Origin of the sequence: Streptomyces sp. NPDC017520 (assembly GCF_044329855.1) — a bacterium.
Lineage (GTDB): Bacteria > Actinomycetota > Actinomycetes > Streptomycetales > Streptomycetaceae > Streptomyces.
In genome coordinates this window covers 155,267-178,118 of record NZ_JBIRKB010000003.1, presented here as the reverse complement: position 1 = coordinate 178,118, position 22,852 = coordinate 155,267, and the positions used below count along the sequence as shown (strand labels likewise).

18 protein-coding genes are annotated in these 22,852 nt (G+C 65.0%); 8 read left to right on the top strand and 10 right to left on the bottom strand.

All coding sequences use genetic code 11. From position 1 onward, the window contains the following. Positions 1 to 252: 252 nt before the first annotated feature. The 4 genes from ACH4KB_RS08595 to ACH4KB_RS08580 form a co-directional block, all read right to left on the bottom strand. Entirely contained in the window at positions 253 to 699 is a 447-nt protein-coding gene (locus ACH4KB_RS08595) for an SRPBCC family protein (protein WP_398064976.1), read from the bottom strand. 100 nt (positions 700 to 799) lie between these two features. After that, on the bottom strand, positions 800 to 2,551 hold the full coding sequence (locus ACH4KB_RS08590) for an esterase/lipase family protein (protein WP_398065609.1): 1,752 nt from the start codon (positions 2,549 to 2,551) through the stop codon (positions 800 to 802). 714 nt (positions 2,552 to 3,265) lie between these two features. After that, positions 3,266 to 3,529: a hypothetical protein gene (locus ACH4KB_RS08585; protein ID WP_398064974.1), complete on the bottom strand. Its 264-nt coding sequence runs from the start codon at positions 3,527 to 3,529 to the stop codon at positions 3,266 to 3,268. Positions 3,530 to 3,783: 254 nt separating this feature from the next. Beyond that, on the bottom strand, positions 3,784 to 4,428 hold the full coding sequence (locus ACH4KB_RS08580; RefSeq protein ID WP_398065608.1) for a response regulator: 645 nt from the start codon (positions 4,426 to 4,428) through the stop codon (positions 3,784 to 3,786). Positions 4,429 to 4,714: 286 nt separating this feature from the next. Between ACH4KB_RS08580 and ACH4KB_RS08575 the strand changes: the two genes are divergently transcribed. The 3 genes from ACH4KB_RS08575 (at position 4,715) to ACH4KB_RS08565 (ending at position 8,292) form a co-directional block, all read left to right on the top strand. Then, positions 4,715 to 5,680, top strand: a complete 966-nt coding sequence (locus ACH4KB_RS08575; RefSeq protein ID WP_398064972.1) for an ATP-binding cassette domain-containing protein — start codon at positions 4,715 to 4,717, stop codon at positions 5,678 to 5,680. Next, positions 5,677 to 6,483 (top strand): ABC transporter permease, encoded by an 807-nt coding sequence (locus tag ACH4KB_RS08570; RefSeq protein ID WP_398064970.1) that lies wholly within the window; start codon positions 5,677 to 5,679, stop codon positions 6,481 to 6,483. The genes ACH4KB_RS08575 and ACH4KB_RS08570 overlap by 4 nt, the downstream gene beginning before the upstream one ends. 120 nt (positions 6,484 to 6,603) lie before the next feature. Beyond that, positions 6,604 to 8,292, top strand: a complete 1,689-nt coding sequence (locus tag ACH4KB_RS08565) for a sensor histidine kinase (RefSeq protein WP_398064968.1) — start codon at positions 6,604 to 6,606, stop codon at positions 8,290 to 8,292. 608 nt (positions 8,293 to 8,900) lie between these two features. Here ACH4KB_RS08565 and ACH4KB_RS08560 read toward each other — a convergent pair. The 4 genes from ACH4KB_RS08560 to ACH4KB_RS08545 form a co-directional block, all read right to left on the bottom strand. Further along, positions 8,901 to 11,882: a DEAD/DEAH box helicase family protein gene (locus ACH4KB_RS08560; RefSeq protein ID WP_398064966.1), complete on the bottom strand. Its 2,982-nt coding sequence runs from the start codon at positions 11,880 to 11,882 to the stop codon at positions 8,901 to 8,903. 17 nt (positions 11,883 to 11,899) lie between these two features. After that, positions 11,900 to 13,759 carry a site-specific DNA-methyltransferase gene (locus ACH4KB_RS08555; RefSeq protein WP_398064964.1) on the bottom strand — a complete coding sequence of 620 codons (1,860 nt, stop codon included), beginning with the start codon at positions 13,757 to 13,759 and terminating at the stop codon, positions 11,900 to 11,902. 139 nt (positions 13,760 to 13,898) lie between these two features. Next, entirely contained in the window at positions 13,899 to 14,669 is a 771-nt protein-coding gene (locus tag ACH4KB_RS08550) for a DUF4391 domain-containing protein (RefSeq protein WP_398064962.1), read from the bottom strand. Further along, on the bottom strand, positions 14,666 to 17,869 hold the full coding sequence (locus ACH4KB_RS08545) for a helicase-related protein (protein ID WP_398064960.1): 3,204 nt from the start codon (positions 17,867 to 17,869) through the stop codon (positions 14,666 to 14,668). Before ACH4KB_RS08545 ends, ACH4KB_RS08550 begins: the two co-directional genes overlap by 4 nt. A 193-nt stretch (positions 17,870 to 18,062) precedes the next feature. On the opposite strand from ACH4KB_RS08545, the gene ACH4KB_RS08540 reads away from it, so the two are divergent. Continuing rightward, positions 18,063 to 18,626 carry an HD domain-containing protein gene (locus ACH4KB_RS08540; RefSeq protein ID WP_398064958.1) on the top strand — a complete coding sequence of 188 codons (564 nt, stop codon included), beginning with the start codon at positions 18,063 to 18,065 and terminating at the stop codon, positions 18,624 to 18,626. On the opposite strand, the gene ACH4KB_RS08535 is transcribed toward ACH4KB_RS08540, so the two are convergent. Together ACH4KB_RS08535 and ACH4KB_RS08530 are read right to left on the bottom strand one after the other, a co-directional pair. After that, positions 18,614 to 19,081, bottom strand: coding sequence for an NUDIX hydrolase (locus tag ACH4KB_RS08535; protein WP_398064956.1), 468 nt, complete (start codon positions 19,079 to 19,081; stop codon positions 18,614 to 18,616). The two genes, ACH4KB_RS08540 and ACH4KB_RS08535, sit on opposite strands and share 13 nt — an antisense overlap. Continuing rightward, a complete protein-coding gene (locus tag ACH4KB_RS08530) occupies positions 19,068 to 19,841 on the bottom strand; it encodes an XRE family transcriptional regulator (RefSeq protein WP_398064953.1) in 774 nt (257 codons plus the stop codon). The genes ACH4KB_RS08535 and ACH4KB_RS08530 overlap by 14 nt, the downstream gene beginning before the upstream one ends. 96 nt (positions 19,842 to 19,937) lie before the next feature. On the opposite strand from ACH4KB_RS08530, the gene ACH4KB_RS08525 reads away from it, so the two are divergent. The 4 genes from ACH4KB_RS08525 to ACH4KB_RS08510 all read left to right on the top strand — a co-directional run bounded on the left by ACH4KB_RS08525 (position 19,938) and on the right by ACH4KB_RS08510 (position 22,852). After that, positions 19,938 to 20,630 (top strand): HAD family hydrolase, encoded by a 693-nt coding sequence (locus tag ACH4KB_RS08525; RefSeq protein WP_398064951.1) that lies wholly within the window; start codon positions 19,938 to 19,940, stop codon positions 20,628 to 20,630. Between the two features lie 105 nt (positions 20,631 to 20,735). Next, positions 20,736 to 21,638 carry a radical SAM protein gene (locus ACH4KB_RS08520; protein WP_229321371.1) on the top strand — a complete coding sequence of 301 codons (903 nt, stop codon included), beginning with the start codon at positions 20,736 to 20,738 and terminating at the stop codon, positions 21,636 to 21,638. Between the two features lie 61 nt (positions 21,639 to 21,699). After that, positions 21,700 to 22,272, top strand: a complete 573-nt coding sequence (locus ACH4KB_RS08515) for a hypothetical protein (RefSeq protein ID WP_099218473.1) — start codon at positions 21,700 to 21,702, stop codon at positions 22,270 to 22,272. After that, positions 22,190 to 22,852, top strand: a complete 663-nt coding sequence (locus tag ACH4KB_RS08510) for a class I SAM-dependent methyltransferase (RefSeq protein ID WP_398064948.1) — start codon at positions 22,190 to 22,192, stop codon at positions 22,850 to 22,852. The genes ACH4KB_RS08515 and ACH4KB_RS08510 overlap by 83 nt, the downstream gene beginning before the upstream one ends.

The following is a 22,852-nucleotide window of genomic DNA, read 5'->3' as shown; positions in this document are numbered from 1 at the left end:
CTGCCGGTCTGCTGGCGGGCCCGTCAGCCGGCTGGCGCGCGGGTCCTGCCCCTGACGGTCGCGGTGCTGGGCGCACGCGCCGTGGCTTCCCCGCACGCCAGGGACCGGATCCGTCCCGGCGGCGGCCACCGTGCGCCTCGCCCTCCGCTGGGAACGCCGCACCGAACTCCACGACGCCTTCATCTCCCTGGCCTGCTGCCTCATCTGCTGGAGGCGTCTCAAGAAGATCGAATGGTGACCTGTCCTGCAATTCTAGGAGTTACGAATCACGATCGAGTTGGCGTACGACGCGAGATCGTGGACCCAAACCTGCAGACGCCGTCTCCTGAACATGTGCGAGAGGGGGAGGGCGTGTCGGTAGGTCGCTGACCAGGTGATGTTGGTGCCGCCTTGAGAAGCTCCGACCAGGTCCACAGACCCTCGATGAGATGTGAACAGCCCTGCGCCCTGTTCGTAGCTGAACCGCTGATCGGGAACCATCTCGACGACGCGCTCGCGGCAGCACGTACGACCAGTGTGGGAACGGATGGTGCGCTGGTCACCCACACGTGCCGGTCGGTCGACTCCTGCAGGCACATCCCACTCGACGTCAGCGTAGGGGGACCACAACGGCCAGGATTCTGCGTCCAGAAGCGCCGCGTAGACGATGGCGGCAGACGCCGATGAGTACGAAGCAGCAGTAACAGCGAGGGACGCCACCCCAGCAAGGGTAGACCGCGTCTCACCATGATCGTGTTGCGAGCTCTGAGGACTGTCCCGCAATTCCCGGCGGGACAGCCCTTGGACGCAGGATCACCGGCTACGGCTGCGAGCTCAGGCGGTGAACCTGGCCGCTCTTGTCGACCTGAAGGAACTCGGCATCGCCGGTCCCTTCGACGTCGGCGATCAGAATCCGCTCCGGAGCGATTCCGGTATCCGCCATGACCGTACGTTCCTTCTCGGCGAAGACCCCGACTCCCCGGCCTTCCCAGACCAGCACCCCACCCTGAGATGTGATCAGAACCTTGTCGATGAATTGATCGTCGTTGATGTTGGCGAACCTGATGTCACCTTCTCGCTCGACAGGCTTGCCGATCTCCGCGGGAGCAGACCACTTCACGTCCGCTTGCCCATGCCGGCCGGTGGTCCGGTTGTACCAGACGGTCACCCTTCCGTCCGGTTCGATGCGCAGGTAGTCGGCAAGGACATCCCCGTCGATGTCGGCGAACTGAATCTCCTTGAGGTCTTCGACATCGTCAAGGTGCCCCTCCGGGGAGACATCAGCGACCGCCACAGGCTTTTCCATACACATGCGGCTTCCATCGGGGCCGACTGCGAGCCAGGTGCGGATGGTCATCCCGCCGTCCGTGTCGACGACAATACAGTCGGGCAGATCGTCATCATCGATGGTGCCGAAGCGCAACGCGGCACCCGTCGCACCGGCCTCGGGTCTGTACGAGCTACTCCCCCGACCCTTGTCCTCCAAAAGGCCTTCTTCGTTGAAGCTGATGTTCCACAAGAAATCAAATTTCTGACTTGCACGCACTCTGAAATACTCAGCTGCGGGCTCGACTCCGATATCGAAGACGAAGTACCTTTCTCCGTTCGTATGCCAAGCGGGCACTTTCGGATCGGCCCGCACCGGGCTCGAAGCCTTCGAACTGGTCCGCGCCGGGCCCGGAGCCTTCGCGTCGGCATCCGATCCCCAGGGCATCGGCGCGAAGTGCAGGACCGAGGCAACGACCGCCAGAGCCGCAACCGACGCGGCCACGACCACCCGATGCCGCCCCTTGCCGGGACGCCCTGTCACGTCGCGGCGCCCTGCCGCGGCCGGAGCAACCATGCTGGGCGGCACAGGCCCGGGCCCTGCCTCCGGCGCCGGTACGTAGGGTTCACTGCGCGTGGCGAGGATGAGCCGGCGAAGAGCGGTGAATGTCCGGTGCCGGGGCGAATCGGCCTTGAGGATGCTGAAGTGGTCGCCCGGCAGGGCGGAGCTGTCGGGGAAGACGGACTGCGCCGACGTGCGGGACACCACGCCATCGCTCTCGCCCGCGTACACCGACACCGGAATGGGACAGGTGCGATCCGTGACTGCGGAGGCGTGCACGACATCACGCACGACCGTGCGCAACGTCGTGTTGACCTGGTCGTTCAGCGGGCGGAGATCCGCCTCCTGCGGGTGACGCCCGCCCAGCACGCGCCGCCGCAGGGAGAGCAGCAATTCGGAGCCGTTGCTGGGACACGCAAGCATGACCAGGCGCTGGATTCGGACAAGTTCACCGCCTCTGCCGTCCTGGAGCATACGGGCCAGGTAGCGCTGGGCCACCAGCCCACCCTGGCTGTGAGTGACCAGAAGCAGCTGATCAAAAGCCCCGGCTTCGGTGACCAGGTACTCCTTGAGGCTGTCGGCGACCGTGTCGATCGACGGGAAGACCTGCAACGGATTGACTGAAAATAACCCGGTCGCGTATTCAAACGACAACGTTTCGACGAATCCGAGAGTTCGGTCAGCGGCGATCAGCCCGCGCAACGGCTCCCATACCTGCGGCCCGGACATCAGCCCGTGGACCATCACGATCCCCAGTCGACTTTCCCCCACAGCGCCGTTCCCCTCTCCAGAACACGGAAAGTCCACCCTAGTCCCTTCCTGGCCCTTCCCCGGACTGTTTCCAAACATCCGGAGAAGTTACAAGGATTAAGGGGTCCGACGTTGAATTCCACGCGCGACCCTGCAACCCACCCGGCCGGAAATCAGAAACCCCAGGTCACGGTGAGTGTGAGTCCTGGGGCCCATCCGAGCCGCCTTCGGGATGCGAACCCGAGACCTACGCATTACGGGACCGAGAACGTTCGTGCTGCGTGGGGTCGCACAGTGCCGCGTGATGACGTTCTGCCTGATCAGACCAGGCGCGGCAGTCTCCCTTGGGTGACCTCGTGTTGGCTCGCCCAAAGGCGCCTGCCCACCCGTTGCCCACCGGCTGTCCACCGGCTGTCCACCGGCTGCCCACCGGCTGTCCACCGGCTGCCCACCGGAGCGCGACTTGATGCGACTGACGGTGAAAATCCGCTGGCCCACTGGCCTCAAGGGCTGTCCGTCGCCGACTTCGAGCACAGTCGGACGATCTCGTCAGAGTCTCACCATCGACGCAGGCGCTCCGTCCGCTTGGAGCCTGTCCGGGCGATCACGAGCGGAGCCTGATGACGAGGGCTGCGACGGTGACAGCGCCGAACATCGTGACCGCGTTTGTCCTAGCGAGTCGCGACGGCCCTGTGGGCCTTGAACTCGTCAATGGCGCGGTCGACTGCTTGCGCTCTTTGCAGCGTTCCCTGTCGAAGCCGGGTGGCCGTCCGCCGCGTGACCCCGCAGCCGCCGGGTCGACTTGCGGCCCTTCTTCTCCTCGGTAGTGCTGGCCGCGCGTCCGGCCAGCGCCTCGCCTCGGGTCCGGGCGCGATCCAGCGTCCGTTCGAAAGTGGCTGACATGAAGATACTGAGGTCCCAACGGTCGACCAGTTCCGGGCGCAAGAGGAAGACGCCGTCGAAGAGCAGCACGGCGTCCGCCCGTGCTTCGGTGACGGGGAGACACAGTGCGGTGTCGCAGCCTCGGTCATAGGCCGCCGGCTGAAACTTTCGGTCACCGTTCGGGCCCAGCGCATCGAGCAGGACCTGAACTCCAAGGACCCCTTGAGTAGGGCTGCCCAGGGAGATGCCGATGCAAGTGCCGGTGCCTGCCGCCGCCCACAAGTAGCCGCAGTAGCCGCAGTAGCCGTCGGGAAGGCTGACTGTGCAGGGGACGCTGAGCCTGGTCAGTGACGACCGGGTGGAACCAGGCCGGCCTCGTACGCGGAGATGGCCGCCTCCACCCGGTTGCGGGCGCCCAGTTTCGCGAGTACCGCGCTGACGTGTGCTTTCACCGTCCCCTCCACGAGGTGCAGTCGGCTCGCGATCTCCGCGTTCGACAGGCCGGTCCCGAGTCCGGCCAGCACCTCGCGCTCCCGTTCCGTGAGCCGCTCCATTGAGCGGTGGGGGTGTGCCGCTCGGTGCGCGCGCATCCCTGCGATGACCCGGCCGGCGACCCGCGGAGACAGGTAGGCCCCGCCGGCTCCCACCGCCCGTATCCCGTTGAGCAGTTCCCTCGGATCGTCCGCCTTCAGCAGGAAGCCGTCAGCACCCTCCTCCAAGGCGCGCGTGACGTACTCGTCCTGACCGAAGGTGGTCAGCATGATCACTCCCACCGTCGCTGATTCCCGGTGGAGCCGCGCCGCTGCTGTCAGCCCGTCCAGACCCGGCATCTGGATGTCCATCAGCACCACGTCCGGCCGGTGCGCGCGGGTGAGCGCGATGGCCTCGTGCCCGTCGCTCGCCTCGGCGACCACCTCGACGTGCGGGTCCCTGGCGAGGATGGCCCGCACCCCCGCCCGGACCATCGCTTCGTCGTCGGCTATCAGCACCCGGACCGGGCGACTGTCCGGTGTCGTCTCTTCCACCCGGCGAGCCTATGGCCGAGTCGCCGCGGTACCAACGGTGGGTTTCGCCGATCAGCCCGTGCGAGGAGTGCACCCCTGACGAACGGCAGGACGCCGCTGCCGTTCGACCGATGGGCGGCGGGCCCACGGACTTCTAGCGTCGCTCTCGTACAGGAATCGCGGCAGTTCCCGCCTCGTGGCCGGGCACCACCTGCCGGCCGGTAGGCGCGCCGCCGACTTCCGTGTTCCGCGACCGGCACCGAGGAGCTCTGTGATCACCCTGCGACAACTGACCAAGCGTTACGGCGAGACCGTCGCCGTGGACGGTCTGACACTGGACGTCAAGGGTGGTCTGGTGACCGGCTTCCTCGGCCCCAACGGCGCCGGGAAGTCGACCACGATGCGCATGATCCTCGGCCTGGACCACCCCTCCGAGGGTGAGGCGCTCATCAGTGGAAGGCCGTACTCCTCCATGCGCCACCCGATCCGTGAGGTCGGCGCGCTCCTGGACGCCAAGGCGCTGCACCCGGCCCGCTCCGCACGCAGCCACCTGGTGGCGCAGGCGCGCAGCAACGGCATTCCGGTGAGCCGAGTGGACGAGGTGCTGGAGATGGTCGGCCTGGCGAAGGTGGCACGGCGCTCCGCCGGGGCTTTCTCCCTCGGCATGTACCAGCGGCTGGGCGTGGCGGGCGCGCTGCTCGGCGACCCACAGGTACTCATCTTCGACGAGCCGGTCAACGGCCTCGACCCCGACGGCGTCCGCTGGGTGCGTGAACTCGTGCGGTCCCTGGCAGCCGAGGGCCGGACGGTCTTCCTTTCCAGTCATCTGATGAGCGAGATGCAGTTGACCGCCGACCAACTGGTGATCATCGGGCGGGGAAAGCTCCTGGCCGACACCCCGATGGCCGATCTGTTGGCCGGCAGCACGCTGTCGTCCGTACGGGTGCGCACCCCCGACGCGGCAGACCTGCGCAGGCTGATCAGCCAGCTTCTGAAGGACGGCGACGTGACCGTGGAGTCGCCCGCCGCCGACGAGCTCGTCGTGAAGGGCCGCAGTGCCGAGCAGGTGGGCGACCTGGCCCACGGGCTGGGACTGCGGCTGCACGAACTGCGGACCGTCGCCGCCTCGCTGGAACAGGTCTACATGGAACTCACCGCGCAGAGCGTGGAGTACGAAACGGGCGGCACGATGCTCGACGGCACGTGCGCCGGGCAGACGCAAGGAGCGGGAGCATGAGCGCAGTGTCGACCGACGTGAGCGACGACCGCGGTGGCCGGGTGGCCTCCGGCCCCACCGGCGGTGGCTTCCTCGGTGCCTTCACCTCGGAGTGGACCAAACTGTGGACCATTCGCACGCCGTACGTCTGCCTGCTGGTCGGCCTTGTCGTGACCTCGATCTTCACGTTCTACTACGGGTCGATCGCCCGGATCAACGACAAGCCGATCCAGCCGGTAGGCAATGCCTCAGTGTCTTCGGTCATCCTCACCCAGTTCGCCCTGGTAGTTCTGGCCATGACGATGGTGACGGGCGAGTACTCCACAAGCAGCGTGCGCACCTCGCTGCTGTGGGTACCGGTCAGGGCCCGGGTGCAGCTGGCCAAGGCGCTGCTGAGCGCCCTGGTGGGCTTCGTCACCGCGATGGTATGGGCCGTGTTGGGCATCGCCCTGGCCTGGGGCCCTTTTCAGGGACACGCCGAATTCGAGCTGCCGAAGGTGGCGTACCAAGCCGTAGCCATGGGCGTGTACTCCGCGCTGATCTGCGTACTGACGGTGGGGGTGTCGTTCGCTCTGCGCACGGCAGCCGGCGCCGTGGCCGTGATCTTCCTCGTGGTTTCCGCCCTGCCCGGCATGCTGGTCGGACTGGGGGGTCCGGTGCTGCTGGCCGTCAACGAGTACATGCCGCAGACCGTGGGTGGATATTTCATGCTGGGTGACGGGAAGGCCCCGTTCCCGGACGCCGTGAGTGTGTTGATCCTCCTGTTGTGGGCCGGCGCCGCCCAGCTGGCCGGTCTCCTCGTGCTGCGACGGCGGGACGCCTGAACTTCGGCGGAACCCCTTGCGTCGCACCCAGCACATCCCCCCTGGCCGGGTGTCCGGGCGCGTCCCACAGAATCGACCCTGGCAGATGAGGGAAATCAGCGGAAGGACGGCCGACGCACGATGCTGCACCCTCGTACAACGTCAGCCAGGTCCGCGCGCGCCGGCGACGCGGCTCTGTGGGCCGCGCTCGCGGCTACCACCGGCTACGGGTTCCATGACGCGGCCACGGCTTCCTTGACGATGGACCTGTTCCTCCCTCTGGCCGTCCTGGCCTTGGCCGTGCCGTGGTCCCGGCACCGCCCGGCGGCCGCCGTGGTGCTCGTCAACGGATTGTGTGTTGTGGGCCTGGCCGACCCCGCGACTCCAGGCAACGCCCACGTCCTGTCGCTGGCCGCTCTGAGCTGTCTGCTCGGCTCCCGGGTAGCCGCGGCACGGCGCCCGCTCCTGGTCCTCGCCGGGTGCGCTGCCGTCAATCTCGCGACCTGCGCCGTGCTGCGTGCGCAACCTGTGTGGTGGTTCTACGCGATATCCGTCCTGCCCGCAGCTCTGCTGCTTCCCTGGCTCACGGGACGGCACTGGCGCGGTCGGCGCCAACTCGTCCGGGAGGGCTGGCGGCTGGCCCGCAGCCTGGAGGAGCGGCAGCACCTGGTCGCGGAACGGGCGCGCCTGACCGAACGCTCGGAGATCGCGGCGGACATGCACGACTCCCTCGGCCACGCCCTGAGCCTGGTCGCCCTGCGCGCCGGGGCTCTGGAACTCTCGCCCGACCTGACCGACCGCGACCGCGCCGACCTCGCCGACCTCCGCGCGACGATCGCGGACGCGGTGGAACAGCTGAGGGATACCGTCGCAGTCCTGCGGGACCCGCCCAACAGGAACCCGGGTGCGGGCCTGCCGGTCAACGACACTGTCGAGGGCCTCCTCGCGCGGGCGGTCGCCTCTGGAGTACCGGTGCGCTGGGAGCGGCGCGGGGCATCGCCTCTCCTGCCGCCCCTGATCAAGCACGGGATGTACCGGGTGGTGCAGGAGGCCCTCACCAACGCGGTGAAACACGCGCCGGACTGTCCCATCAGCGTGCGGATCACCCACGAGCCCGACCGTACCCGCGTGAGCGTCACGAACGCAGTCCCGTCGGCCGGCGGCCCGGCGCACGCGAGCGTCGATCCAGCAAGTGGCTTGGGCCGGGGGCTCATAGGACTTCACGAGCGTATGTCCGTCCTCGGCGGCTCCCTGCGGACCGAGCCCGACGAACGCGGGTTCCATGTCACCGCGGTTCTCCCGCACCAGGCAACCGCCCGCACCGGGACGCCGGAACCGGGACCAGTGAGGGTGCCCGGAACACCGGACTGGGCTGAAGAACCCGCGTCGCCGACCGAGGCCGCCCTGAACCAGGGCGCCGACACAGCCCCGGGCCCGGTTCTACCGGAGTCCGCCAAGCGGCTCGCCTCCGTACGAGGCGAGGCTCGTCGCCGCTCCGCCGTCGCCTTCGTCGCCCCTGTTGTCGCAGCCGTCTTCTTCGTGCCGTCCGCCGTCTACTTGGCCTGGCAACTCACGACGAGCGTGCTCCCACCCTCCCACTTCGACCAGCTGTCCGTGGGCCGGTCGCGCGCCGAACTCGCGCCTCTGCTACCGGCCCGCGCCTACCTCTACCCACCCGACCACGCACGTTCCGCACCCCGGCCGCCCGGCGCCCGTTGCGAGTTCTACCGTTCCGGCCGGGACCTGTTGGACGACGTTGACCTCTACCGGCTCTGCTGGTCCGGCAACACGCTGTCAGCGAAGGACACCGTGCCCGCAGGACGCCCTTGACGCCGAACAGAAGGGCCGCAGCTTCGGCTGACAACGGGTTGTCCGTCGCCATCAATGACCAGCTCCGGGGCCGGCACCGCTGACGGCCCCCTATCCGCTGGACCCCGCCAAAGCCCTGTTTATTCTCGACTGCCCCAATTTCCGTGTCGGGAGGTAGTCCCGCAAGGGGCCGAGCCGAAGGGCTCAGTAGACCGAAGTGGCAGGTCAAAGCCTCTTCGCGGCGCGCTGACAACAGGGAGCGAACCCACAACCAACGCATAGCGATGCACAAGCCACAAGTGCCCGATCCGCCCGAATCCCAAGGCCAACCCAACGAGAAAACCCCAGGTCAGAGGCCCGACCTGGGGTTCATCATGGAGCCGCCTTCGGGATTCGAACCCGAGACCTACGCATTACGAGGGCCTGCATGATCGTCCCGGGTGGTGCTGGACTGTGCCACGGGCTCTCGTTTTCGCTGGTCGGAAGCGTGCGGCCGAGACCTGCGTGCTGCCCGATCCATCCTGTGCCACCCCATCCGCTCACGCAGCGCTCACGCAAATCCTTGTGGCGCGCTGCAAGCTGAGGTGCCTGTGGTGGGACGGACTCCCCGTCCTACCACAGGGCATCTCTCATGCGGTGAACGTCACGTGGCCCCAGACATCCGTCTGCTCGAAGGTGACATTGGTACCCAGGGCCTCGAAGTGTTTGCGCCCACACTTGATCTTTCCCAGCTCTTCCGGTCGGAGAAGGCTCTCTTGCTGGGTGCCCTTCGTCTCTATCACCAGGTAAAGGCACTGCTCGCCGTCGGGAAGGCGACGCACGATAGCCCAGTCCGGGTTGTATGTGCCGAGCGGGGTGGGGACTTTGAACCAGGACGGGAGCTTGGCGTACACCTCGACGTCGCTCGCCGACTCCAGATCCTCGACGAACTTCCGCTCGGTCTCGGAGTCGTAACGGACTTCCTCGTAGACACTCTTCGCCGCAGGAGTCAGGTTCTTGCCGAGATAACCGTGCAGCTCCTCGGTAAGGAAGAGCTCCTGGGCGTAGAAGTCGCTCTCCCCGAGCTTGACGTACTTGATCCCGTCGACAAGCGCCGCACGCCGAGCCTCTGTGATCTTCTCAGCGGCGAGGGATACAAACTCCTGCGGGTTGCGCTGGAAATCCCGGAAGCGGCCGCTTTCAGAGAGGATCCGGTGGATGGTGCGTCGAGTCAGCTTGGTCTGCTCAGCCAACTCGCCGAGGATATCCGGTAGCGGGATGTCTCCCTGCTCGACCAGCTGCGGGGCCGAGGTCGACTCAGCACCGGTTTCGATGCCACGCTCGCTTATGGCCAACGTCGTTGACGTCCACACCATGCGGGCAGGAAGAATCTGGCGGGCCTCCTTCAGAGCAGCCGCTGCGTCCGCGATCAGCTTCTCCGGGTCGAAGTCCACCCGGTAGGTGCTCCTCTGTTTGATGCGGTTCCAGAGTTCGTGGAACTGTGGGTTCTCGAAGACCTGCTTACGGACCTTGACCGTTCGTCGTTCATCCCGGTCATTGATGGTGACGCCCTTGGCACGCTGCTGGAGCCGCTCCGCAACTACAGACTCCAGGCCGGCGAACTCCACGGGCAGTGTGAACGTGTCCTCCGCGAGAGCCTGCTGCAGCAGTTGCGCGTCGATCTTGCCGTTGCTCTGAATGTAGCCGGCCTCCTGCAGAGCAGCGAAGAGCCGTTGCGAGCCCTCGCTACCGAGCCGCTTCCCATCGCTGTCGGGAAGGAGAAGGCTGGAAAATTGGTGCGGCTCGATTCGACCGAAGCTGACCTTGGCGTCCTGCTCGTACTCGGTCTGGAGTGAGGTGGCAAACTGCTCCAGGCTCTCAGTCGCAACGACCGTAAGGGTGTTTACGTCGAAGCCATGGAGCCGCTGGCCTTCCTGATTCACTGCGAGCCGTAGACCGCGGCCGATGGTCTGCCGACGCTGCCGTTCGGAGCCCATCTCTCGCAGACTGCAAATCTGGAAGACGTTCGGGTTGTCCCAGCCCTCTCGAAGCGCCGAGTGGGAAAAAATGAACTTCACCGGCTCGTCGAGGCTGAGTAGGCGCTCCTTGTCCCGCATGATCAGGTCATACGCGCGCTCGGCGTCCGCGCCATCCTGGGCCGCTCCCTCCTTGATGTCCTTGGGCTTGCCCTTGGCATCCCGAGCGAAGTAGCCCTCGTGGACGGCGCTCGGCTCAGAGTCGAGATCCACCCCGCCGTAGAGGGTCGAGTAGCGGGGGTTGCGCTGGAGCTGCGAATACTCCTCTTCGAAGATCTTCACGTATTCGCCCGGTACAGAAGCGCCATCCGAATCTTCGGCGCGGTAGCGGTCCACGCGATCGATGAAGAACAGGCTCAGCACCTTGATGTCCCTGGAGCGGAGCTCCAGTTCCCGATCAAGGTGCACCCGGATGGTCTTGTTGATCAGATGCCGGGCGCGCTCGAGCGCCGGGATGTCGCCGTAAGCCTCGCCTTCCCTGAGGTACTCGTCGATTCCACCACCATGGACCTGGATGAACCCCGACTCACTCCTGCCACGGCCCTTTGTGACGTCGCCGACCAACAGGCCCTCGTAAACACGGTTGTCGGTGATCGCCTCAAGGCTGCTTCCGGGGCTTACCTTCTCGGTTCGGCGCACGACGCGCCCGGACCTCATCACGTCGACTTCCACGGTCGCCGTGTAGTCGTCCTTGCGCGTGCTGACCTTCTCAAGGCGGATATACGGACGGCCGTGCGCGTGCTCCACGGTACCGCCGGCCACCTCGATCTGCTTGACCAGTCCCGCCTGGTAGGCGTCGACGGCGTCCAGCTTGTAGACCATGTTGAACACGTCGACATGTGTCGCCGAGTAGCGCAGGCTGAACAACGGATCCATCGCGCGTAGAGCCTGTCGCCCCCGGCCCTGGGGGCCACCGTCTACGCTCTGCGGCTCGTCAACGATGAGAATCGGCCGCACCTGCTTGATCAATTCAATCGGCGCCTCGCCACCGGTCTGCTCACTCCGCTGGTAGATCTTCGCAGTCGCCTGCTTATTGATTGCGGCGGCCGTCACGATCATTAGCTCGATGCCGGAGCTGTAGGCAAAGTTCCTCACCTGGCCCAGCTGCGCCGAGTCGTAGGGGAAATAGTGCAGCGGGGTGCCGTCGTAGAGGGCCTTGAAGTGATCCCCCATGATTTGCAGCGACTTGTGGACGCCCTCTCTGATCGCCACAGATGGCACGACAACAATGAATTTCGTGAAGCCGTAACGCTTGTTCAACTCGTAGACCGTACGCAGGTATACGTATGTCTTGCCGGTACCGGTCTCCATCTCGACCGTGAAATTCAGATCGCGCTCGTCCGCCAAGTCGGGCAGCGAGGAGAGCGGCAGACCGTTACGCTCCTGGACCTCGTTCAGGTTCGCGTGCAGCTGATCGGGCAGAATCCGCAACCGGTTCCCGACGCCGGCCTCGGGTGTGAACAGGTCGTCGTTGTCTCCGCTGACAGTGAATAGGCTGTGCCCACTCTCCTGCCCGTGGAATAGATCGCACACCGCGTCCACAGCCACCTTCTGATGCGGCAGCTCGGAATCAAAGTGCAGCTTAGGCTTTTTCATTCTAACGTCCCCTCGGCTCACAGACTCTTCACGACGAAGGGGGACTCGTGCTGCTCGAGGATCGCCACGAGGTTTGCCTTGGCAACATCGTCAGCGAAAGCCACGTCCTTGAGGAAAACAGTCACGTCCGCCTCAGGCTTCAGCTCATCACGCCAAGCGATGATGCCTTGAGCGATCCCCTCCGCATTCGCCTTAGTGATTGCATCGGAGGGGGGCAGGCAGGCGAAGAGTAGGCCGCCACCAGTCGCAAACACGTGAATGCCTGCGAAAGCACGAGTTTCGACGCTAGATGCCAGGTCCAGCCCCTGACTAAGCAACAGTTCAAAGAGCACATCGAACTCGGTCCGACCAGGGCGAATGTTATCGATCAGATCGAGCGCCTGCTGCTCAGCATCCTCGCGAGAAGTATTCCAGCGCGAAACACTAGACTCAGCAAGGGCGAAATTCCTGAAACCCCTGTCAGGCGAGTCTTGGACGCTCTCCAAATTTGATGCGCGGCGAATTCTCTCTTTGGTCAACTCTGCCAAATTTGAGCGAAGATTATTCCTTGCACAGAAGAGCGCAGCACCCTTATGCTCGGGGGAATCAGCAATAATCTCCTGAGGGATTTGAACAAGAATGAAACGATGCCCGAGATCTTCAGCATCGCCATTCAACTCCAAGACCGCTTGCGCTGTGGTTCCACTCCCCGCAAAGAAGTCAAGCACGATTCCCCCATTTGGGGCCCCGATCGAGCAGATTGCCTTGAGAAGCTTGGTCGGTTTGGGGGTCTGAAACACAGACTCTCCGTCGAACAACTCCTTGAGCTCGATACTGGCTTCCTTATTGCTGCCGAATTCTTCGTGACGCCACCAGCTACTGGGAGTGAGACCGTCGTCCATTTCGGCGAGAAACTTCTTCAGCATAGGTCGACCCGTGCCCGAGACACCGAAAGTGATTCGACCGTCCGCCAGCCACTCGGCGTAGCGCTTCGCATCGCATCGCCAGTATCGCCCCGGAGGGGGAAGGAATTTTTCCCCTGTTGGCCCGGTAATTTCAAACTGCCCTGCGGCATAGAATTTTCCTGCTGACAGGTTCTCTGCCTTCCAGGGGCCGCGCGGATCGCCGTCTGGATTCTTGAACTTCGCTTTTTGATCACTGGTTCGGCCGATCTTTCCCAATTCGGCCTTATTTGCATCCTTGGCATACAGGAGAATATGATCATGCGTGTCAGAGATAAATCGCGCGGTCATATTAGCCGTGTACGCTTTCTGCCATACAAGATTGCAGATGAAATTCTCCGGGCCGAAAATTTCATCTAGGATGGCGCGCAGATTATGAACCTCGTTGTCGTCAATTGAGACGAAGATGACTCCGTCGTCACTGAGAAGATTCCTGGCCAAGAAAAGGCGGGGGTGCAGCATGTCCAGCCAGGAGCTGTGGCGTCGCCCCGACGTCTCCGAATTGCTACTAACCCGCCCGCCGTCGCCGCTCCATTGACCCGTCAGCTCAAGGTAATTCTGGATACTATCCTGGAAGCTATCGGAGTAGATAAAGTCGTTTCCGGTATTGTAAGGCGGATCGATGTAGATCAGCTTCACGCTGTTCGCGTAGCTCTTCTGCAGGAGCTTGAGCACTTCAAGGTTGTCGCCCTCGATCATGATGTTGCGGCTGGTGTCCCAGTCCACCGACTCTTCTTGGCGGGGCAGCAGCGTCGCCGTGCTCGGCCTGAGGGCAACACGTCGGGCATTGCGCTTGCCGAACCAGGACAGTCCGAACTTCTCGTCGCCGTCCTCGATGGCGTCGCCAAGCAGCTCACGCAGAACGTCGAAGTCGACCTTGCCCTCTGCGAAGGCAGACGGGAAGATCTTCCGGAGCTGTTCGAGGTTCTCCGCCACGAGGTCCTTGGAGTGGGTCTCCGGGTCCCCCGGCTCAACCGTGTGCATCGTCACCCTGATCGTCCCCTGCTTGACTACGGCACCGTCCGGCTCAACCGGTGCCTTCTTCTTGACCGTGCTCTTTGTTCTTCCTGCGTTACTACGCCAGACGCAACTTATCGTGCGCCACTGACAAAGCGACTCTCTTCACCTTGATCTGGTCCTGTAGCTCGATCCTGCGAGGGATCTGCTTCTCCCTCTTGATCTGGGCGACCAGCTTGTTGATCTCTGCCTCGAGGCGGGTGCTCTCTGTCAGGGCAGACAGCTGAGTCTGCGCCGCATCCATGGTGCCCGCGAGCGCAAACTCCCCAAGCACCGCAGCAACACGCAAGGCAACCGTCCTGGCCAGCCAACCGTCGTAGACCGCACTGAGGTCGCTGCGTGGCTGCCGGTCGAGTTGAAGCGCGCTCAGGAAAGCATCGCCCACCAGTGCAGGGACGTCTCCGACGGAAGCACTCACAGGTGGACTCTCCAATGTGACCTCATCGTTCCGCGCGTGTGACATGCGCTTGAGGGCAACCGAAACACGGGGACCGGACTCCTGCTCGCTGACAAGGAGGATCGGGTATGGCACGGCTCGATGGAGGAGTTCTTCCAAGCGAGTGAGCTTGGTTCCGGTCCGGGTCCGCAGAGTCATGACGTGGAGCTCAGGAATGCGCCGACTGCCGTCCGGGGCCGTGTAGGCAGGGATTCCCACGGCATCAGGGCGTATCGCGGCGGCCCAGCGCAGGGTATCGATGCCATCCTGCAGCAACCCCCGATCAGCGGCGCTGAAGTCGGAGTGCGCCTGCAACTGGGTCTTGGGCACCCGGACATCCACTGCGCAGTCGGCGGGCAGCCGAAGCGCGTCGACTACGTCGTCCGGAGTCATCGCTGGGCTTCTTGGTCAGCGGATCCCGCAGGATCGGCGTCGCCACGGGGCAAAACGGCAAGGAAGGCGAGTACTTCGAAGTCATTGGTCCCGGCGAAGCCTCCTGCTGCGGCGGCCTGGGTGCCATCCAGGCTGAACAGGCTGGCAACCGCGCGCTCTTCCTCCTTGCCGGTGATGGAGCGTACAGCGGCGGCAAGGGCCTTGCGGGCTGCCCCCATGTCGGCGCCGCGCCGAGTCCGGGCGTCGAACAGCGCGGTGAGCCCCGGGTCAACCTGGCCCTGCTCGGCACTGACCCTGCGCACCCGGTCGAGGATGCGCTTGGTCTGGGTATGGCTGAGCTGCACCACCCCTTCCTCCCCGACGTGGATGAGGTAGTGAGGGGCAAGGGGGTCGCCGGCCTGCAAGGCCCGATCGGCCGCCTGGCCTTCGGCACGTAGGCAGAAGATCAGTCCGGATGGGACGTCGCCATCGGTGTCCGCGACCGCGTGAACTCCGAGTGGCTCCGCATCCAGCTCGCCGGGGTGTCGCTTGGCGTAATCGGCGAGGTCGATGCGCAGATCGGTGAGGGTGAGGTCAGCGATGGACACGCCGGTCGACAGGTCCTCAAGGTCGAGGACGGAGTCTTGGAGCTTCAGGAGTTGTGCGCGCCGGTATTCGAGATCGTTCATCGGGTCGCCGGCGGTGGTCTCGATGACGTTCTCTTCGCCGGTGGCGGAGATGTCGAGGAGCACCATTCGGCCCGTGACTCGCTGCTCGAGGCCGATGTATTCTTCCAGGTCCATCTGCGGCCAGAAGTTGACGAGCTGGATCCGAGCGCTGCGCGAACCGAGGCGGTCGATGCGGCCGAAGCGCTGGATGATGCGCACCGGGTTCCAGTGGATGTCGTAGTTCGCGAGCCAGTCGCAGTCCTGCAGGTTCTGACCCTCGGAGATACAGTCCGTGGCGATGAGCAGGTCGAGTTCGCCCTCTCCAGCCAGATCGTCCGGGCGTTGCTTCGAGCGAGGGGAGAACGCAGAGAGGATGGCGGGAAGATCGCGGCGCAGCTTGAGCGTCGTGCGGTTGTTCCCGGATCCCGTCACCAAGCCAGCCTCGACTCCGAGTTCGACCCGCGCCCATTCGGCGAGCTCTTCATACAGGTAGGCTGCGGTGTCCGCGAAAGCAGTGAAGACGATGGCCTTGCGATTGCCCGGGTTGACGGGGTTGCGAACCTTATCCCTGATTAGCCGCTTAAGGTGGCTTAGTTTCGCGTCACGCTCCGGTATCACCTGCTCGGCCCTGTACAGCATCGCGGAGAGGCGTTCATGGTCCTCTAGGAGGTCTTGGCGCCAGCGGATCAGATCCATGTCCGCGATGAGAACCCTGATCTTGCCACCACCGATCGCCAGCTCGTCCGAGCGCAGTTCGTCGCGCTCCTCATCGTCGAGAGAGTCGGGGCGGTAGTAGGTCTCGTGGCGGTCGATCGCCCCCAGGTGCGCGTCGATGCGCTCCAGCTGCCGGCTCACCGTCAACCGGAAGGAGTGGACAGAACTCTCCAGCCGTTTGAGGATGTTGACCCTCATTAGGTTGACCAGGCTCTGCTCTCGGTCGGCCTGCTGAAAGCTCCCCTTGCCGCTCTTCAGGCGGGTGGCGTACTTGTCGGCGTACTCAGCCCTCTTGTCCGGTCTCAGGTAGTACATGGGCGAGTAAGCGGCCAGATTGAGCTTGCGGATCTGGTCGTTGAGTTCTCCGATGGCGCCGAAGTCGGCCTGTGTGTCGATATCCGACTTCACGTTGAGCGGTGTGAGGCGCTCGGGGAAGGATCCAGTTTCGGCAGTGCCATAGTACTTCTCGATATGCCTGCGCGAGCGGGCGATGGTCAACATGTCGAGAAGCGTGAAATAGTCAAAACCCAGCATGTCCACGAGTAGGGCTGGGGTACGCCCCTCCGGACCAAGCTCCTGCCACCGATTGAACTGGCGCTGCGCGACGCGGACAGTCTTGCCGATGCTGGCGATACCGTACGGCGCCAAAGAAGTATCGTCGTTCTCGGTAGCGAAGGCGATCTGGTTGCGCAGGTCCGCAAGTCGGTTGTTGACCGGGGTTGCCGAGAGCATCAGGATGCGGGTCTTCACGCCCTCCTGAATGATCTGGCGCATCAGGCGGTCATAGCGAGTCTCGCCATTCTGCTTCGGAGAGTTGGCGTTGCGGAAGTTGTGCGACTCATCGATGACCACCAGGTCATAGTTGCCCCAGTTGACATGTGCAAGGTCGACGTCGCCCGATCTGCCGGACTCACGGGACAGGTCGGTGTGGTTGAGCACGTCGTAGTTGAAGCGATCTGCAGCGAGGAGGTTTCGACGGTCATTCGCCGTGTACATCGTCCAGTTGTCTCGCAGCCGCTTCGGGCAGAGTACGAGTACCCGGTCGTTGCGCAGCTCATGGTATTTGATCACGGCGAGCGCCTCGAAGGTTTTCCCTAGGCCGACGCTGTCCGCAATGATGCAGCCGCCGTAGCGATTCAGCTTGTCGATCGCACCGATGACGCCGTCCCGCTGGAACTTGTACAGCTTTTCCCATACTACGGTGTCGTGGATTCCGGTCTTAGCATCAATGACCGTGTCCTCGTCCAGTTCCCCGCCAACAGCGCTAAACAGATGGTGGAGCATGAGGTGGTAAATGCGCTCCGGATCGCGATAGCGCCCGAGGGCACGCATCTGCTCCAGCAGCGGGCCCGCTTCAAGGGAAGCGGGCGTGCTCTCCCACATCGCCTCGAAGAGTGCAGGAGCAAGAGCGGCCGCCTCGCTCTCGCTGTCGGAGCGCAGAATCGACGTGTACGGATTACCAGGGGCCAGGCCGAGGCCAGCACGATCGAAGCCGAAAGAGCCCTGGGCCAGCGAAATTGTTTCACCCGAGGCCGCTCGGGCAACCAGAACACCCTGGGGAATAGCGTGAAACGCCGCATGCCGTACCTCGGCCCGTCGAGCAAGCCACTCGGCGCACGACGCAGCAAGGTAGCGGCTCGACAGACGGTTGCGGGCAGCGCGATCATGCTCGCCGCCCAGCAGGTGCAGATCGGCACCTGCACTCGGTAGCAGAAGTCGAGCCTGTTCCAGCTTGGCCAGCTCGTCGCGGAGCTCTTCGAATGCGTACACGGAGAAGGTCGACGAGGCGAGGTCTACAGCCCCGCCTGGTCTCAAAATCGGACGTACCGCGTCGATCAAGCGGTCGCTTCCCCTGTTGCTCACGACCTTCAACCCATCCCCCATGACGTCGGTCCGACCCACCGCCTCGCTGAGGCAACTCTAGTCAGCCTACTAACGCCGTAGCTGCGTATGGGACGCTGGCGAGAACCTTGTGCAGCTGTCATCGAAGGCGGTGGCTTGGGCCGAGTACACCCCGGGCAGAGAATCAGACATGGGCGATCTCATAGGGGACTGGGCGACGCACATCGCGAGGGCTGAACTCCGCTGCACACTTCCACGGAGATGGGCGCATACGCAGGGAGTGGCTAACCGCGCCGCCGAAGTAGACCAGGTTCTCAACCAAGACGCCAGCCTTCTCGTCGCCGCCGCCACGCTGCACGACATTGGGTATGCGCCTCGCCTGGCGGTGACGGGGTTCCATCCGCTGGACGGAGCTCGGTTCCTTCGGGACGAGCACGGGGCCGACGAGAGACTGGTGCGGCTGGTCGCAAACCACTCGTTTGCGCTCCTTGAGGCAGAGGAGCGCGGGTTGCACGAGGAGCTGGCGGCGGAGTTCCCATTGCTGGAGGAGCCGCTGCTGGTGGACGCCCTCGTGTACTGCGACATGACGACCACGCCTGACGGCGACCGGACCACCGCGCAGGACCGGGTCGCGGAGATCCGCAGCCGTTACGGGGACGACAGCGTGGTCGGGCGGTTCATCCGGCGGGCGGCTCCGGGGATCTTTGCCTCCGTGGAGCGAGTGGAAGCCGCCTTGGCGGATCAGCCGAGGTAGGGGTAGGTGCCCGCGAGGTAGTCCCCGATCTGCTGGCGCATGCTCGGGTGGATGTCGTACTGGTCGAGGTCGGCCGGCTGGACGAAGCGGACTCCGTCGGCCTCCTCGTTGATCGTAGGCACTCCGCCGACGGGTCGGCCGATATAAGTGTTCTCGTACTGCTGGCGGATCTCCCCGTCGGTGTACGCGACGATGTGGCTCGGGTTCGTGTAGACGCCGAGAAACCCGGTGAGCTCCGCGATGATGCCGGTCTCCTCCAGGCACTCCCTCACCGCACACTCGGCTGCGGTCTCGCCGATGTCCTGGGCTCCGCCGGGGAGGGCCCACTGGCCGGTGTCGCGGCGCCGCTGGAGGAGGATGGCGCCCGTCTCGTCGGCGACGAGCAGGTTGCTGGCCGGGATGAGGGTGTTCGCCTTCGGGGCAGAGGGGTCGTTGTAGTACTCAGTCCTGCCCATGATCGGCGGTCCTCTCCTGGTCGGGTGCCCATTGTCTCGCTGCGGCCCAGACAGCGTCGAAGCTTTCAGCGTAGTTGTCGAACCACCCTGTATCGCCTTCCCTCTTGAGGTGCAGGAGGGGGTTGGCGCTGGCCGGTTGACCCCAGATGTGTGGGTTGACGAGCAGGTTGTCGTCGTAGCGGAACATGGACGTGTACAGGGTGGTGTCGTGGAGTCGTACGCCGCACCCGGCCTCGCCCAGCAGCGGTCGGTAGTACGTCAGTGAGGCGCGGATCTTAGCGGCGAGGGTGTCGCCGATTCCCTCCTCGCGGCCCCGTACGGCGACTGCCTGTCCGTCGGGATCGCCGAAGCACAGGCGAACCCGCACGCCGTCGGCGGCGCGCTCGGAGAGCATCTTGGCGACGTGGGGGTTGGACTGGGCGAAGAAGGTGCCGGAGAAGACGAGGACGCCGATCTCGTGCCGCGCCTCTCGCAGCAGTGTGAGCCATACGTCCCGGGGAACGCTGGCCCGGTTCTGGTAGGTGCCGACCAGCTCGGTGCCTAACCCGTCCTTCGGCCGGCCTGGACGCTTGGACGGCTCGGGCCAGAGAAAGGTCTCTTCGACGCGCAGGTGTCGCGCGACGCGGAATCGGTGCCGTGCATGGGGAATCCGTCCGCCCAGCCATCGGCTGACCGTCTTGGGATCTACCTCGCAGATCTCGGCGAGTGCATCGGGCGAGACGCCGCGTTGGCCGAGCACGGTGCGCAGTCGGTTGTTCACAGCAGCCATCGAATCGGCACGGCGCGTGATCGCGCAAGGACGTTTTGGGACGCAGTCCGCTGTAGTCGAACCTCACGGACTACCTACTCTGGCGGCATGGAGCTCTTCGTCCTGTGGGACATCGACCACACCCTCATCGAGAACGCGGGGGTCAGCAAGGAGATCTACGCCGCTGCCTTTCGTGCCCTCTCAGGTCGGGAGCCCACGGAGCCTGCGCGCACTGAGGGGCGTACGGATCGGCTGATCATGCGCGACATGTTCGTCCGCGAAGGGCTACCCGTGCCCGACTGGCCCTTCGTCGAGACGGCGCTCGCCCAGGCAGGGGAGGCGCGCCTGGAGGAGCTGCGCAGGCGCGGGGCCGCCCTGCCCGGTGTGCACGACGCCTTGAAAGCCGCCTCGGCTCAGACCGGTTGGGTCTCCTCCGTACTCACCGGCAACATCTCCGCCAACGCCCGTGTGAAGCTTGCCGCGTTCGGTCTCGACTCCCTGCTCGATCTGCCGGTCGGCGCCTACGGAGCGGACGCCGAACTCCGCCCCCACCTGGTCGCTGTCGCCCGCGAGCGCGCGCAACGGCTTCATGGTGTTGCGGCCGATATCCCCACCGTCCTCGTCGGGGACACCCCTCGTGACGTGGAGGCGGCTCTGACCACAGGCTCCCGCGTCCTCGCCGTCGCCTCCGGCATCCACACCCAGGAGGAACTGACCGCCGCCGGAGCCGTCGAAGTCCTGCCCGACCTGTCGGACACGAAGCGTGTCCTCGGCATCCTGGGGTCCTTCGCAGGTCACTGAAAACGTCCCCGGACGTCCTCGGACCGTCCCCGAACGCGGTGTCGAGGTCCCCGAGCAGAAGGCCACTATCAGGCTCCCACCAGGCAACCAGCCGAAGGAGCCGAAGTGATTGAGGAAGTCACCGGGATCAAGAAGATCCGCATGCTGTACCTGCAGCTGCTCTACCGCTGCAACTTCACGTGCTTGCACTGCTTCCACGGCAAGCGGCTTCAGTACGCCGACGCCTTCACCGTCGACGAAGCCGCGGATCTCCTCACCCTGATGCGGGACGAGTACGGCACCGAGGCCGTGACCCTGCTCGGCGGAGAGCCCTTCGTCCACCGGGACCTCGCGCAGGTCGTCCGCCACGCCAAGGAGGAACTGGGCCTGCGCGTCGAGATCTGCACCAATGGGTACCGGATCGAGCGCCGTCTGACCGAGATCGCCCCCTCCCTGGACCTGCTCAGGGTTTCGCTGGAGGGCGTCGGGTCGACCAACGACGGCATCCGAAAGCAGGGCAGCTACCAGAGCGCCCTGGAAGCGCTCCGGCTTGCTCGGGATCTCGGTGTTCCGACCGGGGCGACCATGACCGTCACCTCGCGGAACATCGCCGAAGTCCTGCCCCTCGGACGGGCCTTGGCGGAACTCGGGGTGCGGCAGCTCAAGCTCCACCACCTGCGGCCGGTCGGCAACGCCGCCGATCATCCCGAGCTGCTGGTCACCTCCCCTTCCGCCTACGGCCGGCTCCGGGACGAGCTGGCGTCAGCCGATCTGCCATTGGAGGTGATCGTCGACGAGGACCTCTCCGAGGACGGTGCCCCGCAGGTGTGCGCCCCCTCCGATGGTCCTCGCGAAATCGACCGCATCGAGGTCGACCCGCGCGGTGCACTGACCATGTCCTGCAAGGCCGTGGGGAAGGACGCGCACGCCTTCTGGTACGAGAAGGCGGCAGGGCGCATCGTCCACAAGCCCTCGTCCGTCGACGAGCTCACCCTCGCGGTACCGGACGTGGTGTACGGCCGTGCCTGATCGCCCTCGCTTCGAGAGCCTGGAGGGGTTACGCGGCACCGGAAAATCCACCCTGGCGCCCATGCTCGCCGCCGCCCGGCAGGCCGTCCTCGTCGCTACCGTCCCGCTGCCCTACCAGCCGCTCAGGCAGGCGCTGGACGAGCGGACGAACGTAGAGGCACGGATGTGCTTCTACCTCTCGGGCCTGTTCACCGCGGCCGAGGAGATCCAGCACCACCTCGACGCCGGCGTCCCGGTCGTCGTCGAGAGCTACTTCGCCCGGTGCCTCACCACTCACCGGGCCCTGGGGGCGCAACTCGGTATCACCCTGCCGAGCTGGCTGCCGAGACCCACTACGTACCACCTCGTCTGCGACGACGCCGAGAGGCAGCGTCGACTCGCTGGGCGGAACAAGCCGGTGTCGCGGTGGGACTCACTGATCGAGACCGTTACGGACCGAGTGACGGACGCCTACGCATCGTTTCCGATGCAACGCGTCGACACCACGGGGCGCAGCCCCGACGAGGTCCTCCGAGTGATCATGGATACCGAGACGCAGGGAGCGCACCCCCATGCAGACTCAGAGCCTGTGGGAGCACACGCTCACGTTCTTCCCGCAGTTCCTCGCCACGCTGCGGGAACGTGTCGCCCCTGACGCCACCGTCGCCGTGGTCGGCGCGAGCGACGGCAAGTTCGTCCTGCCCCTCGCCGCCGCCGGCTACCGCGTCGTCGCCATCGAACGCGACGCGGTCGCCCTCCATGGGGGCGACGTCCACCTCCCGGGTGACAGCCAGGCCCACGCGTTGGGACTGATCGATCGACTGAAGCTCGAAGAACTCCACGAACGCGTAGAGGTTGTTGAGGAGGACTTCCTGGACGGTGAACCCCTGGGCCTGCAGTGCGACGCGGTCTGGACCAGCTGCTCGTGGCACTACAGTGCCAACCACCACCGCCCGCTCGGCGAGTTCGTCGACCGCATGCAGCGCCTGGTCCGCCCGGGCGGTGTGTTCGGCGCGGAGTTCATGATGCCCGTCGAAAGACGCCACCACATGATCGAGCACTACACCTCCCCGGAACGCCTTCACCCCCACTTCATCGGCGACTGGGAGGTACTGCTCACTCTGCGCACCACCGAGTTCACCGAGCGGCCCCACGTCGGCCAGCTGCACGACCACACCCACCGCATGGGCCTGCTGCTCGCGGCCCGGACGTCCACCCTCACCGACCACTTCTGA